This window comes from Mycolicibacterium sp. ND9-15, assembly GCF_035918395.1.
Taxonomy (GTDB): domain Bacteria; phylum Actinomycetota; class Actinomycetes; order Mycobacteriales; family Mycobacteriaceae; genus Mycobacterium.
The window spans coordinates 3,297,705-3,313,330 of record NZ_CP142362.1; the positions used below are offsets into that span (position 1 = coordinate 3,297,705).

Annotated in this window: 10 protein-coding genes and 4 pseudogenes; 7 read left to right on the plus strand and 7 right to left on the minus strand. The window is 65.3% G+C overall.

Annotation, left to right across the window (positions count from 1 at the left end; genetic code table 11):
• Window positions 1-129: 129 nt before the first annotated feature.
• Window positions 130-711 (minus strand): annotated as a pseudogene (locus QGN32_RS15820) (IS1634 family transposase); the annotation flags it as partial.
• 416 nt (window positions 712-1,127) lie between these two features.
• Between QGN32_RS15820 and istA the strand changes: the two are divergent.
• From istA to QGN32_RS15835, 3 genes are all read left to right on the plus strand, one after another.
• The gene (istA, locus tag QGN32_RS15825) at window positions 1,128-2,663 is read left to right on the plus strand and encodes an IS21 family transposase (RefSeq protein ID WP_326545291.1); all 1,536 of its coding nucleotides are present in this window, start codon (window positions 1,128-1,130) and stop codon (window positions 2,661-2,663) included.
• A gap of 50 nt (window positions 2,664-2,713) precedes the next feature.
• Complete coding sequence (istB, locus tag QGN32_RS15830; protein WP_326545292.1) at window positions 2,714-3,469, plus strand: IS21-like element helper ATPase IstB; 756 nt, start codon at window positions 2,714-2,716, stop codon at window positions 3,467-3,469.
• A 320-nt stretch (window positions 3,470-3,789) separates the two neighbouring features.
• Entirely contained in the window at window positions 3,790-4,620 is an 831-nt protein-coding gene (locus QGN32_RS15835; RefSeq protein WP_442791843.1) for a TylF/MycF/NovP-related O-methyltransferase, read from the plus strand.
• A 122-nt stretch (window positions 4,621-4,742) separates the two neighbouring features.
• Here the strand turns inward: QGN32_RS15835 and QGN32_RS15840 are convergent, their stop codons facing one another.
• The 3 genes and pseudogenes from QGN32_RS15840 to QGN32_RS15850 form a co-directional block, all read right to left on the minus strand.
• The gene (locus QGN32_RS15840) at window positions 4,743-5,465 is read right to left on the minus strand and encodes a hypothetical protein (protein ID WP_326545294.1); all 723 of its coding nucleotides are present in this window, start codon (window positions 5,463-5,465) and stop codon (window positions 4,743-4,745) included.
• A gap of 128 nt (window positions 5,466-5,593) precedes the next feature.
• Window positions 5,594-6,732, minus strand: a protein-coding gene (locus QGN32_RS15845) for an IS3 family transposase (protein WP_326545295.1) whose coding sequence is annotated in 2 segments (ribosomal slippage) — window positions 5,594-6,462 and window positions 6,462-6,732 — 1,140 coding nt in all. Because the reading frame shifts where the segments join, the coding sequence is not laid out codon by codon here.
• 116 nt (window positions 6,733-6,848) lie between these two features.
• Window positions 6,849-7,673 (minus strand): annotated as a pseudogene (locus QGN32_RS15850) (IS481 family transposase); the annotation flags it as partial.
• Window positions 7,674-7,806: 133 nt separating this feature from the next.
• Here QGN32_RS15850 and QGN32_RS15855 point away from each other — a divergent pair.
• A complete protein-coding gene (locus QGN32_RS15855; RefSeq protein ID WP_326545296.1) occupies window positions 7,807-9,126 on the plus strand; it encodes an IS256 family transposase in 1,320 nt (439 codons plus the stop codon).
• A 264-nt stretch (window positions 9,127-9,390) separates the two neighbouring features.
• Here QGN32_RS15855 and QGN32_RS15860 read toward each other — a convergent pair.
• Window positions 9,391-9,855 (minus strand): annotated as a pseudogene (locus QGN32_RS15860) (ATP-binding protein); the annotation flags it as partial.
• Window positions 9,856-9,976: 121 nt separating this feature from the next.
• Between QGN32_RS15860 and QGN32_RS15865 the strand changes: the two are divergent.
• From QGN32_RS15865 to QGN32_RS15875, 3 genes are read left to right on the plus strand one after another with little or no spacing between them, the layout of a single operon-like run.
• Window positions 9,977-11,158, plus strand: a complete 1,182-nt coding sequence (locus tag QGN32_RS15865; RefSeq protein WP_326545297.1) for a tyrosine-type recombinase/integrase — start codon at window positions 9,977-9,979, stop codon at window positions 11,156-11,158.
• Complete coding sequence (locus tag QGN32_RS15870; protein WP_326545298.1) at window positions 11,155-13,323, plus strand: tyrosine-type recombinase/integrase; 2,169 nt, start codon at window positions 11,155-11,157, stop codon at window positions 13,321-13,323. Before QGN32_RS15865 ends, QGN32_RS15870 begins: the two co-directional genes overlap by 4 nt.
• The gene (locus QGN32_RS15875) at window positions 13,320-13,763 is read left to right on the plus strand and encodes a DUF6262 family protein (protein WP_326545299.1); all 444 of its coding nucleotides are present in this window, start codon (window positions 13,320-13,322) and stop codon (window positions 13,761-13,763) included. The genes QGN32_RS15870 and QGN32_RS15875 overlap by 4 nt, the downstream gene beginning before the upstream one ends.
• A 42-nt stretch (window positions 13,764-13,805) precedes the next feature.
• Here the strand turns inward: QGN32_RS15875 and QGN32_RS15880 are convergent.
• Together QGN32_RS15880 and QGN32_RS15885 are read right to left on the minus strand one after the other, a co-directional pair.
• A pseudogene (locus tag QGN32_RS15880) lies at window positions 13,806-14,192 on the minus strand (ATP-binding protein); the annotation flags it as partial.
• Complete coding sequence (locus QGN32_RS15885) at window positions 14,189-15,550, minus strand: Mu transposase domain-containing protein (protein ID WP_326545300.1); 1,362 nt, start codon at window positions 15,548-15,550, stop codon at window positions 14,189-14,191. The gene QGN32_RS15885 and the pseudogene QGN32_RS15880, both read right to left, overlap by 4 nt.
• Window positions 15,551-15,626 lie beyond the last annotated feature (76 nt).

The window sequence follows — 15,626 nt, forward strand, 5'->3', positions numbered from 1 at the left end:
CAGAAAGACACACCATGTCTTCGCGCAGGGCGATTATGCCGCGCGAGCCAGCCTCGAAACCTCCGCCGAACTGCACGAACACCACCACGACTGCCCCAGGCTCGGCATAACCACGACCTCGGGATAATTGGAGAAGCCGGGTTCGCGGAACCCGTCGCCGGCGTCGGTCTCGAAGTACAGAGTGGAGACGTCGAAGAGCACCAGCGAGGCCGGCCCCAATCCGGCGCGCCGGGCGCTGGCGGCGGCCAATGCTTGGCGCCACTTCGGTTGGGCATAGCTGGGCAGGCGCCGCTTGACGGTGGCATAGGACGCGGGCTCGACACCGACCTCCGCGAGTACTCGTCCGGCATCGATCTTGCTGGTGGGTTCGATGATCCGCGCAAGCACCAGATCGCGAAACACATTGTCGCCCTTCGTGGCTGACTCGAACCCCAGGATCCGGTAGGCCGCGCACAATGCGTCCCACAAGTGCGTCATCCGGGTGGAGGTGATCGGCAGCGGCTCAGATCCCGGCGGGGCGGTCACATCGAGATCGAGCACCGCCTGGTTGGCCGCCAACCGCTCCGACGCCGCCGCCTTCAGCGCGGCCAGCTCGGTCTCATCATGAGCCGAGCCCAGATGCTCAATCGATCGTGACCCGCGCCGAGTGGACCACACGATCTGCACCGCGGTCGCCCCCGAGGCGGTCTTCACGGTGCGCACGTAGGCCACCCCGGCAGCCTAGAGCCCAGATTTAGTGCGCAAATTCTGCCCGATCCGACCAACAAACAGCAGTTCAGGACTCTGCGATGGTCGTCAATCCGGAAACGTGAGCCAAGTCAGGTGTTTCCGGTGTCGAGGTCTCCTGTAGGGCAGGTTAAACGGTACTTGAGAGTGCCGGCTGTGTGAAACGGATCATTCCGCTCATGTAAGGGTTTCCCGGTGACTGATCACTCAGAATGTCAGCGGTCACGTAATTCCCCAGGTCTGAGGGGTTGTCCGTCACGTAATTCCCCACCCGCCGTCGCGTAATTCCCCACCCTTGGGGCGTGTCCGGCGGGGGTTGAGGTGCTGCTCAGGTTCGCTCCGTTCGGGTGCCCCGCCAGGGGTCCTGGAAGGGGCCTTGAGTGGCGAGGAGATCGTGGAACGTGACGGACTTCGTGGAGATGTTCCGACATTGGAACGCCGGCCGGTCCCAGGTGCAGATCAATGAGGCACTGGGCATCGACCGCAAGACCATCCGCAAGTATGTGGCCCCGGCGTTGGCCGAGGGTCTGCAACCCAGCCCAGAGGAGTTCGACGAGGAGCTATGGCGGGCACGGATCGGGCGGTGGTTCCCGGAGTTGATGGATCCGACGGTGCGGGCGGTGACCTGGCCGCTGATCGGGGCGCATCGCCAGTGGATAGCCGAACAGCTGGGCGTGCCGGTGACAGTGGCCACGATTGCCCAACGCCTGCGCGACGACCATGGCGTCGATGTATCGGAGTCGACGGTACGGCGTTACATCACAACCACTTTCGCTGAGAAGTATCTCGAGGGCAGAGTCACTGTTCCGCGGGGTGCGGTCGAGCCGGGCAGCGAAGCACAGATCGACTACGGCAAGCTCGGCATGTGGCGTGACCCGGAGTCGGGGCGCCGCATCGCGGTGTGGGTGTTCGCGATGATCCTGTCGTGCTCGCGGGCGTTGTTCGTCCAACCGGTGCTGCGGATGGACCAAACATCCTGGAATGCCTCGCATGTCGCGGCGTTCGAGTTCTTCGGCGGTGTCCCGGCGCGGCTGGTGTGCGACAACCTCAAGACCGGGGTCGAGCGACCCGACCTCTACGATCCGCTGATCAATCTGGCCTACGGCGAGCTCGCCGCGCACTACGGCACCCTGATCGACCCGGCGCGGGCCCGCAAGCCGAAGGACAAACCCCGCATCGAGCGGCCGATGCCCTACATTCGGGACTCGTTCTTCGCCGGCCGCGAGTTCACCTCGCTGGCACAGATGCAGGCCGAGGCGATCAGGTGGTCCACCGAGGTATACGGGGTCCACAAGCACCGCGGCCTGGATGGGCAGACACCGGCATCGGTGTTCGCCGCGATCGAACGTGATGCACTGATGCCGTTGCCGCCCAGAGCGTTTGAGTCGGTTGTCTACTCGATCGGGCGGGTCGCCGCGGATTGCCACGTCAAGTCCGGCAAGGCGCTGTACTCAGTGCCGTGGCGGCTGATCGGCCAGCAGGTCACCGCCCGCACCGCCGGTGACGTCGTGCAGATCTTCCACAGCGGGACCGTGGTCGCGACCCACGTGCTGCACCTGTCGGGCCGCTCGACGAACTTCGAGCACTACCCGCCACACAAGATCGCCCACACCCTGCGCACCGTGACGTGGTGTCGCACCCAGGCCGAGCAGATCGGGCCCGGCGCCGTCGCGGTCGTCGCCGAACTGTCCACGGTCAACGCCATCCACCGGCTCCGCGCCATCCAGGGGATCATCCGCCTGCGCGAGAAGTACGGCGATGGCCGCCTGGACGCGGCCTGCACACGAGCACTGCAAGTCGGGGACCCCGGCTACCGCACCGTCAAAGGCATCCTGATCGCCGGCACCGAAGCAGACCAGGACCCGCCCGCAGTCGTCCCAGCACCACCGGCGATGCTGCGCGGACCTGACGCGTTCGATACCGACCTCAGCGCCTGAGCGCACCAAAATACCTCCACTGCAACCACTTCGACTCCAAGGACATTGTCATGACAATTCACGATCCCAGCCTGCGGGCCGCACTGAAGACCCTCAAACTGACCGGCATGCTCGATACCCTCGACGCCCGCCTGGCCCAAACCCGCGACGGGAAACTCGGACACCTGGAATTCCTGCAGGTGCTCTGCGAAGACGAAATCGCCCGCCGCGAGACCGCCGCCCTGGCCCGACGGGTCCGCCGCGCCCGCTTCGAACAGCACAACACTTTCGAGGACTTCGACTTCACCGTCAGCCCCGAGCTCCCTGCTGCGATGCTGCGCGACCTGGCCGCGCTGCGCTGGCTCGACGCCGGCGAGTCGGTCATCCTCTACGGTCCCGTCGGCGTCGGGAAAACCCATGTGGCACAAGCACTCGGGCACCAAGTAGCCCGCCGCGGCGGAGACATCCGCTTCGTCAAATGCTCCCGCATGCTCGCCGACCTCGCCGGCGGCCACGCCGACCGCACAATCGGACAACGCATGCGCGAATACACCCGCCCCCTGGTCCTGATCGTCGACGATTTCGCGATGCGCGAGCACACCCCCACCCAAAGCGACGACCTCTACGACCTGGTCTCCGACCGCGCCATCGCCGCCAAGCCCCTGATCCTGACCAGCAACCGGGCCCCGAAGGACTGGTACCCGCTGTTTCCGAACCCGGTCGTGGCCGAATCGCTGCTCGACCGACTGATCAACACCAGCCACCAAGTCCTCATGGACGGCCCGTCCTACCGACCCCGGAAACGACCCGGCACCAAGGCCACCTGACACCCACTTCAGCGGTTCGCTACGCTCACCGCAGCAGCGCCTGAACCTGGGGAATTACGTGACGGCAGCCCCTGGGGAATTACGTGACCGTGGACACTCAGAAACCCCGATTAGAGCTGTAGGCTCATTTGATCTAAGTGTCGGCCTTCTCTGGGCGAAGCTGCTGGGGGTCGAAACCGCCTCTCTTGCTCCTGAACCTTCTGGCCACATCAGCACCCCGACGTCTGAGAAACTTGGCGAAACTTATCGATAGCGTTAGTGGAAGCCTAGAATCTCCGCTGCTACTACGGACGAACAACTTTGGGGGAGCCTTGACCGCCATTAATCGCGACGTTCGTTCTCTGTACCTCGATCTGATCCGACGCAACCTCACCAGATACGGATTCCGTGAGCAAATGCCGGAGGCTTGGCCGCTGCGGCGACGCCTCCTTCTGAAGACCGTCAACAAGCTCGCGCGATCTCATGCCCGTCGACTCGCGCCCTCTGCGCCAAACGCACCCCAACCTTCGCTCGCTCGGCGCGCCCGCGACTTCGGGGTGGACTGGCCCCCGGAGGCCGAGACCATGATTGGGATGCAGAGACTCACCAGTTTGCAGCGTTGTGTTGAAACGGTTCTGGACGAGGATGTTCCCGGCGATTTGATCGAATGTGGGGTGTGGCGCGGAGGAGCTTGCATCCTGATGCGCGCGGTTCTGGCTGCCTATGGGGATGATACGCGGTGCGTGTGGCTAGCCGATTCGTTCGCGGGTCTGCCACGCCCAGACAGCGCGAATTTCAAAGCCGATAAAGGGATTAGGCTCGACCTCGCCAAGGGCATATTAGGGGTGTCGGAAACGGAAGTCAGGGCGAATTTTCAGCGCTACGGACTGCTGGATGACCAGGTGCGCTTTCTTCCTGGCTGGTTCAAAGACACGCTGCACGACGCCCCGATCAATCGCATCGCTGTATTGAGACTTGATGGCGACCTCTACGAGTCCACGATACAAGCGCTCGACGCGCTATACCCGCGACTGTCCCCCGGGGGTTTCTGCATCGTCGACGATTACTCGGTCAAGGCGTGTCGGCAAGCTGTCACCGACTATCGCGCGAAGTATGGAGTATCCGCGGAGATCGTTGACATCGACTGGACTGGAGTGCTGTGGCGCAAGTGATCACGCCGCCTTCTTCACGGTGATGCGAGCACCCACACTACTCGGCGGCTGCGTGGTAGGACCCGGTCAGGTTGATCTGTGTGGTCTCGGGACATAGGTAACGCATCGTCACCGGGACATGGTTACCGCTTCCGGGGGCGGTGCGCGTTGAAGTTGCGGATGGGTTTGGTAGATGTCCGCGCGTGCAGTGATAGCTCCTTGATGCCGTCGAGTACGCGAAAGTGATGATCTTCGACCACGACGGTGACGATGGTGCCGGCGTGTGTTCGTCCCACTCGAAGTCGCTGTCCGGCGACCATCACCACACCATCTTTGGGAACTCGCCGCTGAACACTCTGTGGCCCAGCTGGCGGCGCTATCGGCAGCGCCGTAGTCGCGGGTCGGGCACCTCGGATGTCCTGACACTCGTTGATAGGGAATGGATTTGGTAGCGTCTTGAGCAGCATGTTGCCCGCCGTGGCATGGATGAGGCCGACGTCGAATCGCAGCGTCACCTGAGTTCCGGCGACACCTGTGCCTAACGCCAGCTTCTGACCGCGGACAACGACGATGCCGTCGCGGTTAGCGGTGCGCTCAATCTCGACCGGCGTTACTCCGCCGTTGGAGCGGCTATTGGGTGGTGTCGGCTCCGCGGGGTCGGGTCGTCCGGCTCGCACTCCGCGCAGTGAGAGGCGTTCGAGGTCGGCGGTGGTCACTCGTGAGGGGACGGTTTTGATCACCTCGTCGGCGAGCAGGATGTGGATGCTGGTCAGGTGAATCCACAGCGTCACCGTCAGCCCGGCGTAGTTCTTGCCGACCCAGAGCTGCTGTAGACCCGCGATCACCACAACGCCCGACGGCGGCACACGGCCTCCATTTCGATCGGCAGCGGCCCACCACGGACGCTCGGCGGTGTCCTCAGTGGAATGGGACTGGCCGGCTTGTCGGGGCGGCTGAGGTCAGTGTGAGGGGGACCCGTTTGGTGGTCCAGTCGCTATGCGACTCGGGGTTGGTGGGTCGTGGTCCACTGTAGGGCGAATTCGGTTGGGGTGAGTTCACCGTGGGCGGTGTGGGGCCTGTTGGCGTTGTAGTCGCAGCGCCAGTCTTCGATGATCACGCGGGCTTCCAGTAGCGAGTCGAAGCGCCACGAGTTGAGTAGCTCGTCGCGTAGTCGGCCGTTGAACGACTCGATCCAGGCGTTCTGCCACGGCGAGCCGCGATCGATGAATAGCGAAGCGGCGCTGTTGAATCGGCACCAGTCGTTGACGGCGTGGGCTACGAACTCGGGACCGTTGTCGAAGCGCACGTAGGCCGGGGTGCCTCGCTGCAGGGCGAGGTGGTCCAAGACGGCGACGACGCCGTCGGCGTCGATGGCGCGATCAACGGTGATGGCGAGGGCTTCGCGGGTGAACTCGTCGATCACGTTCAGCATCTTCAAGGTGCGGCCATCGGCGGTGGTGTCGAATTGGAAGTCCATCGCCCAGATCACGTTCGGACGGATCGGTGACATCGCCCCGACGGCGACACCGATGCCGGTTAACCGTTTCTTCTTGCGGCGTTGTGGGACCCGCAGGCCCTCCTCACGCCACAGTCGGCGGATGCGCTTGTTGTTGACCTTCCAGCCCGCCCGGCGGGCCATCGTGGCTGCCCGCCGCCACCCCCAGCGAGGCCGGTCGGTGGAGAACCGGCGCAGCCAGGCGCGCAACTCGGCTTCCTCAGTGGTCAGCGGTGGCGGGGCCAGGCGCATCGTGGACCGGTGAATGCCCACCACGGTGCAGGCTCGGCGTTCGGATACCCCGAACCGGTCGCGCAGCACCGTGACGGCGCTGCGCTTGCGGTTCGGGGTTAGAAGTTTCCCGCCGAGATCTCCTTGAGCATGTCGATGTCGAGAGCCTGGTTGGCGACCAACTTCTTCAACCGGGCGTTCTCCGCCTCGAGCTCCTTGAGTCGCTTCGCGTCGCTGGCCTTCATGCCGCCGTACTGGGCAACCCAGCGATGCCACGTCGACTCAGCGACCTCCAGGTGCCGGCACACCGCGTCAAGTTCCTGGCCCGACGCAAGGAGTTTGTTGCCCTCGGCGAGCTTGCGGATGATCTGGTCCGGCGTATGCCGCCGACGCTTCTTCGATGTCATGTCGTTGCCGATTCTTCCTGCCCGAACATCCGGGCAACAGAGTCGCACAACAACTGGACCACTGCGGTGGGCTCACCTCAAGTGGCCGGGTGTATTTGCGGATCGGTGACTCGGCTGCGGAACAAGCTCGCTGGTGTAGCCATGTCCAGCGATTGGTGGGGCCGCACAGTGTTGTAGGCGTGAACCCATTCGTCGATGGCTGCCTGGGCTGCCTCGATCGACTCGAATGCGCCTGTTTCGTCGAGGAGTTCGCGTCGTAGCGTCTTGTGGAAGCGTTCGACCTTGCCGGTGGTCGTTGGTGAGCGTCGTTTGGTCAATCGGGCGGTGATGCCGTTGTCGCGGCAGATCCGCTCGAAGAGGACCTCGACCGGTAATGGCCTGGTGAACTTGCCGGTGAACTGTTTGCCGTTGTCGGTGAGCACTTCGAATGGTGCACCCCAGCGGGCAATTGCGGCCAAAAACTCCTCACACACCGCAGGACCGGACGGCACAGGTAACACGGTGGCCGCGACGACGAACCGGGAATGGTCGTCGATGGCAGTTAAGATCTTGTGCTCGCGGCCGTTGACCAGGAACACTCCGCCGACGATGTCGAGTTGCCACAGATGCATCGGCGCTTCGCGTGCCCACCGCTTGTAGATTCTTTTATGTTGCTGCTCTTGGCTATTCACCAGGCCATTGCGTACCAGAACGCGGTGGGTTGTGGATCGCGACGGGGCTTGTTTGCCGATTTCGAGCGTCAGTTCGCAGGCGATGCGTCGGGCTCCCCAGCGTCGATGGTGGCGGCGCATTTCGCAGATCAACGCTTCGACATCGGGAGAGATCCGGCCCGGGCTGGAATGCGGGCGACGTGACTGATCGGCCAAAGCCTCCAGGCCACCGGCTTCATAGCGTTTGCGCCACGCCGTGATCGTCTGCCGCGTGACGCCGTACCGTTCGGAGCAATGATCAATACCTGTGGATGAGCCTCGGCGAGGCGGCCTGAAAGTGGGCGCACCTTCCCGAGGATGATCTTCACGGAATCAGGTATTCGATCAAGACCGGCGTTGGCGCGCTGGTTGGGAAGGTACGCCCATGCTCACGGTAGTTCACGATGCCCAGCAGGCCAACGGCCAGCAGACCGCTGATCGGTCGTTGCTCGACGAGATCGTCCGCGACGGCGCCCGGCAGATGCTGGCCGCCGCGCTGCAGGCCGAGGTCGCCGCCTACGTGGCCCAGTTCGCTGACCAGCTCGACGAGAACGGCCACCGACTGGTGGTGCGCAACGGCTATCACCAGCCGCGTGAGGTGCTCACAGCTGCCGGTGCCGTTGAGGTGAAGGCGCCGCGGGTCAACGACCGCCGTGTCGACCCCGACACGGGCGACCGCCTGCGGTTCTCATCGGCGATCCTGCCGGCGTGGGCACGCAAGTCCCCGCAGGTCAGCGAGGTGCTGCCGCTGCTGTACCTGCACGGGCTGTCGACCAGTGATTTCGGCCCGGCCCTTGAGCAGTTCCTCGGCTCCGGTGCGGGGTTGTCGGCCACCACGATCACCCGCCTGACGGCGCAGTGGCAAGACGAAGCCGCCGCCTTCAGACGCCGGGATCTGTCCAGCACCGACTACGTCTACCTGTGGGTCGACGGTATCCACCTCAAGGTGCGCCTGGACCAGGAGAAGCTGTGCTTGCTGGTGATGCTCGGGGTGCGCGCTGACGGCCGTAAGGAACTCGTGGCAATCACCGACGGCTATCGTGAATCGACGGAGTCCTGGGCTGATCTGCTGCGCGACTGCAAACGCCGCGGGATGACCGCCCCGGTGCTGGCTGTCGGTGACGGCGCACTGGGGTTCTGGAAGGCGGTACGCGAGGTGTTCCCGGCCACACGGGAGCAGCGGTGCTGGTTTCACAAGCAGGCCAATGTCCTTGCCGCCCTGCCGAAATCAGCGCATCCCGCGGCGCTGGCGGCGATCAAGGACATCTACAACGCCGAGGACATCGACAAGGCCCAGATCGCGGTCAAGGCGTTCGAGGCCGACTTCGGTGCCAAGTACCCCAAAGCGGTCGCCAAGATCACCGACGACCTCGACACCCTGCTGGAGTTCTACAAGTATCCGGCCGAGCATTGGATCCACTTGAGGACGACGAATCCGATCGAAAGCACCTTTGCCACAGTACGTTTGAGAACGAAAGTCACCAAGGGGCCGGGATCACGCGCGGCAGGTCTTGCCATGGCCTACAAGCTGATCGACGCCGCCCAAGCCCGCTGGCGGTCCGTCAACGCCCCGCACCTGGTCGCCCTGGTCCGCGCTGGGGCGACCTTCCACAAAGGCAAACTCCTCGAGCGGCCCACTGCCATCACCCCACCGACACCGCCATCAGACGGCGACGCCCAGCAAGCCGGAACGGAGGTCGCCTGAAACACCCCGATCCACAGGTCTTGACAATTCCTCTACCGTTCGGCTACCTCACCAACGGGTGCGCCGTCGTTGACTTCAGTGACAGCACGCAGACGGATCTCGACCGTGACACGTGCCGCAACGTCGGAATCAGATTCAGGAACCTCAGGATTGACCACCGCCAGACCGTGGCGCGCGGGTTACCCGTCAACGATGTCCCGGATGATCGCGCTCATCGAAAGTCCCCAGGTGTGCTCGCCGAAATTCCTCACCTGTGAGCAGCGGTCAGTGTAGTGGTTGGCGGGTGCCGGTGGTGGTGCCGCGCAGGGTTTCGGCGGCGGCGTGGTGGTCGCGTAGCCGGTAGGACTCGCCGTCGAGGTTGATGACTACGGAGCGGTGCAGCAGGCGGTCGAGCATGGCGGCCGCCACGGTTGTGTCGCCGAGGATCTCTCCCCAGGATCCCACGCCGCGGTTAGTGGTGATCACGATCGACGTTTTCAGATACCGTTGGGAGACAACCTGAAACAACGCCGAAGCGGCCTCGGCGGGTAGCGGCAGATACCCGAGTTCGTCGATCACGAGCAGGGTCGGGCCGGCGTAGAAGCGCATGGTAGTGGCCCAGCGTCCCTCGATGGCGGCGCGGTGACACCGTGCTGCCAGGTCAGCGGCGGTGGTGAAGTAGGTGCGGTATCCGGCATGGGCGGCGGCTCGGGCCAATCCCACGGATAGGTGGGTTTTGCCGGTGCCCGGTGTTATCAGCGGGTAGCAACACGCTCGAATCTATGTATGCGACAGGGGGGTTGATACTGGGCGAGTCATCGTTGTTGCCGACTTATCGGCGGGTGTTCTTCGACGTGAAGGAACGGCAACGATGGCGTATCCGGTGGCAGTGTCTCCTGCGGGAGGGCAGCGGACCTGGACTGTGCTCGACGAGGACTTCGCAACGGTCGATCCCGTCGAGGAGTGGATAGAAGCCCACCGGCCGCTGTGGTCACCGAACACGGTGCGCGGGTATGCGACCTCGTTGGCGCAGTGGTGGACCTTCCTGGAGCAGCGCGGGCAGACTGACTCCTGGTCTGATGTCGGTGTCCCGGCTTTCACGGCGTTTCTGTCGTGGCAACGCAACGGCCGCACGGTTGAGCACCGGCTGGCTGAGTCGGACCAAGCACCGAGTGCGGCAACTCTGGAAGTCCGCTTTGCGGCGTTGATTTCGTTCTACCGCTGGCATGACGCGATGTCCGGTGTGGTGGTGGCGGGACGACTGCTTCGAGGAACACCGCGGCGTCGGCCGGCCCGGGGCTTGTTGGCGCATCTGGATGCGCGGTCGGTCCCGGCGGCGTCATCGCTGGTGCGGCCGCGCCGCGACCGTCGCCGCGACAGAACACCGTTGCTGCTGCCCGAGCAGATCCAGGCGATCCTGGATGGCTGCGCGGTCTTCGATGCCGAGTCCGGGTCGTGGCGAGGAAATCTGCGGGACCGGTTCGTGTTCGCCCTGCTGGCCGAAACCGGCATGCGTCTCGGGGAGGCGCTGGGCCTGCGGATCGGCGAGTTCGTGCTCGGCCGCGGCGAGACGGCGTTCGTGCGGATCGTGCCGCGGGCCGATAACCCGAACGGGGCGCGGGTGAAGATGATGCGACCGCGACGAATCTATGTCGGTGCTGACCTCGAGCGGCTGTTCGCCGACTATCTCACCGATATCGCCTGCCGGGCAGCCGACTCGGGCATCGCTGTGACAGATACGTCGCCGCTGCTGGTGAACGTGTCCCGACCACCGTTGTTGGCCGCGCTGCGGGAGACGACGGTCCGGGAGAAAGCAGCCACGCTGCGACGGCGCTGTATCGGGCCGCCGGGGTGGACGCCGCATTGGTTCCGTCACACCCATGCCACCGCCTTGTTGCTGGCCGGGACACCGGAATGGGTGGTTTCCCGGCGTCTTGGTCACGCTCATGTGCAGACCACGCTGGATCTCTACGGCTGGGTCCGCGACGACGAAGCCCTGCGAGCAGCCGCCAACTGGGCGTCCTACGCCAGCAGCTGGCAGATGGCCCAATGATCGACGAGCATGGCCACCTGCGGCTGCACAGTACCGAACACCTCGATCCGATCTGGCGCCTCTGGGACGAGCTGCCGGCACCGTGGCGCGGCCCCGTCCTCGGGCCCGGCATCCCCAACTGGGCCTCGATCACCGAGAACGATTGGCCGCATCTGGATCTGAGCGGGCTGCCCGACCCGTTCGCGGTGGAACTGGCGTGGATGGCGCACTGGCAGGCCAGCGACGGCACCCGCGTCTCGGTGTTGGCAATGGCCCAGCTGGCCAACATGATTCGACGGGCCGTCACCGCGGGCCGCGATATTCCGTCATCGATCCGGGCGATGGATTATGACGCCGCCGCGACGTTGCAGAGCTGGTTCTATCTCAGCCGGGGCAAGCGACTGCCCTCACCCCGAGGCCGGGGCCGGGTGCACGCACTGTTCGGCTTCGCTCGCCACGCCCTGATCGCCGCCAGCCACGACGGCCCGTGGTGGCAGCTGGACGTCTGGCACCCGCGCTGCGATCCGCGGATCCCACTGACCGATCGTGAACCAGTCGCCAACTACGGCTGCTCACCCGGAGATATCCAACTGCCGTGGGTGCGGGCCGCGGTGAAGTGGCACCTGGGCACGATGCTCGAATCCGGGGCGCTGCGCTGGACCAGCGTCAGCCAGGAACGCATGCGCAGCTTCCGCCGGTTCGATAACTGGCTGACCGCCAGCTTCGATAACCCCACCGAGATCCTGGGCGACCCGACGAGCGCGGTCGAACAGGCAGCGGCATTCGCACGGTGGACCGCGGTGGCCGCCAACCGCGTTACCCGCCAATCCGACACCCGCCACCTCGGACGGACCGTGCCGATCCGAGGAATCAACGATGACCTGCGAGCGGTGGCCGGCCTCCTGGACTTCATTGCCGCCAACCCCGCCGAGGCTCGCCGCATTCTCGGCGTCGAGCCTTGGCACAGGGTCACCACCGCTCACGCGGCCAGCTGGTTCGGCCGGGTCACCCGGATACCGCATCACCGCGGTTTCAACGACGCGAACTACATCGACGACCACGCACTCGCGCAGATCACGGCCGCGCTGCCGCTGATCGGATTGCCTCGCACCGAGCAGATGACCATCACCCGCGGCGACAGAACCACCATCACCGCCAACGGACTCGACGACCCGCAAGCAATGCGGATGATCCTGCTGCAGATCCTCACCGGACGACGAGCCAGCGAAATCCGCACCTGTGACTTCGACTGCCTTTCGGCTGCACCCACCACCACAGCCGCGGGCGAGGACCAAACACTGACCCGGTTCCGCTACGCACAAAGCAAGATCGACGTCGCACCCGACACCATCCTCGTTGACTACGAGGTCACCGAAGTCATTGCCGAACAACACCGTTGGCTGCACACCCAGTACCCCAACAGCACCAGGCGGTATCTGTTCGCCCGGCGTCTGGGCAACCGCCGCGGCGACAAACCCTATCCATCGGGCACCTACAACTGGGTGCTGCGCACCCTCAGCGACCTTGTTCAGATCACCGACGCCAAGGGCCAGGTCGTTCGATTGAGCCACACCCACCGATTCCGCCACACCCGACTGACCCGGCTGGCCGAACTCGGGTTACCGATCCACGTCCTGCAGCGCTACGCCGGGCACGCCACCCCCACCATGACAATGCACTACATCGCCGCCCGCGACGAACACGCCGAGCAGGCGTTCCTGGCCACCGCCAAGCTGCGATCCGACGGCACCCGCATCCAACTCAGCAGCGACGACCACGACAGTCTGCACCTGTTCCGCCGCGCAGACCGGTTCCTGCCCAACGGGTGGTGCATGCTGCCACCGCTGCAATCCTGCGACAAAGGCAACGCCTGCCTGACCTGCTCGGTATTCGTCACCGACCACACCCACCGAGACGTCCTGAAGCGCCAACTCCGCGAAACTACCAACCTGATCGACTGGACCACAACAGAATTCGAGCAACGACACGGCCACCCCATGCCCGACGACAATGTCTGGCTGATCCGCCGCCGCGCCGAACACTCCGCGCTCACCAAGCTCCTGGCCGCCCTGGACGACGTGCCCGACTCCGCAGCCCACGGCGCGACACCCCTGTGTCATCGAGCCAGCACCGGACCCATCCCGCTGACGCTCGACCTGACCGCCCACCGCAGGAGCACCCCATGACCGACTCCCGACAACGCCGTATCACCGCCCTCACCGAAGCAGCGAAAGTCAAGTCGCAGAACAAAACCCGAGACGCCGAACAGGCCATCCGCCGACTCATCAAACGCGGCGACCCGATCACATTCCAAGCCGTGCAACGCGAAGCAGGCGTCTCCCACGCCTTCCTCTACAACCACCCCGAACTGCGCACGCGCATCGAGCACCTACGCGGCACCCGCCGCAAAGCATCTGCCGACCAGCCCGTCGACACCGACAGCACCCTCGTCATCACCCTGACCCGCCAGATCGCCGAACTCAAGAAACAGCACCGCCAGCAACTGCAAGCCCTCCGCGACGCCCTTGAACGAGCACACGGCGAGAACCTCGACCTACGACGCGAACTGGCCCGCCGTGGCATCCACCCCTCAACAAACGTCGCATCGATCGCAACAACGACCTGAACAGGCAGAACGCGGCACTCTCACCCCCGAACCCGCGATAACCGGTGGTCCGATGAGCAGGATGTTGGTCGCAGTTTCCAGGTAGCGGCAGGTGCCCAGTTCGTCGATGAGCTTGCTGTCGATCCCGGCGGCGGCATCGACATCGAAATCGGACAGGGTGGCCGGGGTGGGCAGGCAGGCGAACCGCAACCGGCCGGTCAGCCGGCGGGCGGTGCTGGCCTCGACCTCGACGGCCAGCAGCCTTTCCAAGGCGACGGTGAGCGAGAGTCCTTCGGCGCTGGCCTGGTCCAAGACGGCGGGTAGGGCTTCGGCGGCCGCGGCGAGTTTGAGTTCGGCCAGATGTGAGCGCAGCTGCTGATAGCGGGACGCGGCCGCCGATGGCGATTCCTCGGTGGTGATGGCCTTGGGGGTGCGCGGGGTGGGGGTCATTGGATGGTCCTGTTCTGGGCGGCCCGCTCGTAGGCGGACAGGTCGATGACGGTGGAATCGGTTGACGGAGTTGATGTCTTGATAGCGGCAGCGTTGGTGTCGTTGGGTCGGATGAGTTGTGCGGCAGCGGCTTTGGCGGCCGGTCCGGGTGGGATGCGTTCCTTCCGGCGATGTGGGCGCCCGGTCGCTGCGGTGGCCATCGCGGCGGTGTCCAGGGCGATGACATGACCGCTGTCACGCACCATCACGCCGAGCCCGTCGGCGGCCATCCGATGCCGGGCGATCACGATCCCGCCCGTGGTGGCGATGTCGCAGAACTGCCCGCCGACCGGATGCGACACCACGACCTGGGCAGCGGCCAGTTCCGGGGGTACCGAGTAGCGGTTGCCGCGGTAGGACACCATCGCTTGGCGCGAGGCGGTGCGGGTCTCGGCCACGATCACCGGATACGCCTGCGCCGGCACCGGGGACAGTGGCTCCGTTTTGGCCACCACGGCGACCGAGGAGCGGCCGTCGGCGATGGCACGCAGCCGGGTGTCACCCCGCACCCGGGCGAACCGATCCACGCTGGTCTGGGCCGCCTCGACGGTCATGTCGTCGGCCAGGGTGCGCCACCAGCGTTGCGCGGCGGTGTGGTTGACCTTCTCCACCACGCCCTTGCGGTTGCCGCGCCGGGCCGGGCAGATCGCCACCGACACCCCGTAGTGTTTGGCCACCCCGGCGAACGAGGCGGTCACCCGGCCGCTGCCGGGGTCGCAGACCGTGGCCATCCGGTCGAAGCGCCACACCCGTGAGACGCCGCCCAGCCCACGGGTCACGCGGTCCAGGCCGGCGACCAGGTGCGGCTGGTCCTCGCTCGGCGCCAGGAAGCCGCGCCACTTGCCGGAATGGGCCAGCGACCCGACCAGCAGGTGCGCGGTCTTGCCCCAGCCCCACGACGCGGGCGGGTCGGGCAATTCCAGCCAGTCCCACTGGGTTTCCTCACCCGGCGGGTGTGGGATGACCGCGTTCGGCCGTTGCGTCGCCGTCCGGCACGCCGCGCATACCGGCCGCAGATTCCGGGCCCGGATGTTGCGGGTCAGGCTCTGATACGACAACCCGAAGCCCAGGTCCTCGAGTTCGTCGTAGAGGGTGCGGGCCCACAGATGCGGGTCCTCGGTCAACCTCGCGGTGACGTAGTCGGCGAACGGGTCGAAGGGGTCCGGGCCGGGGCGGGCACGCACCCCGGGTTGGCCGTCACCGGCCAGGTATTTACGGACCGTCTTGCGGTCGAAGCCGGTGTGGCGGGCGATCGCTGAGATCGTCCAACCACGCTTGGCCAGGGCATGTACTTCCAAATCGTCCTCCCATGTGAGCATGAGAAAGCGGGCCTCCTTCGGTGGAGCAACTGGCGTCAGACACCAGCAGCTTCGAGGGAGGCCCGCCTTTCTCGGC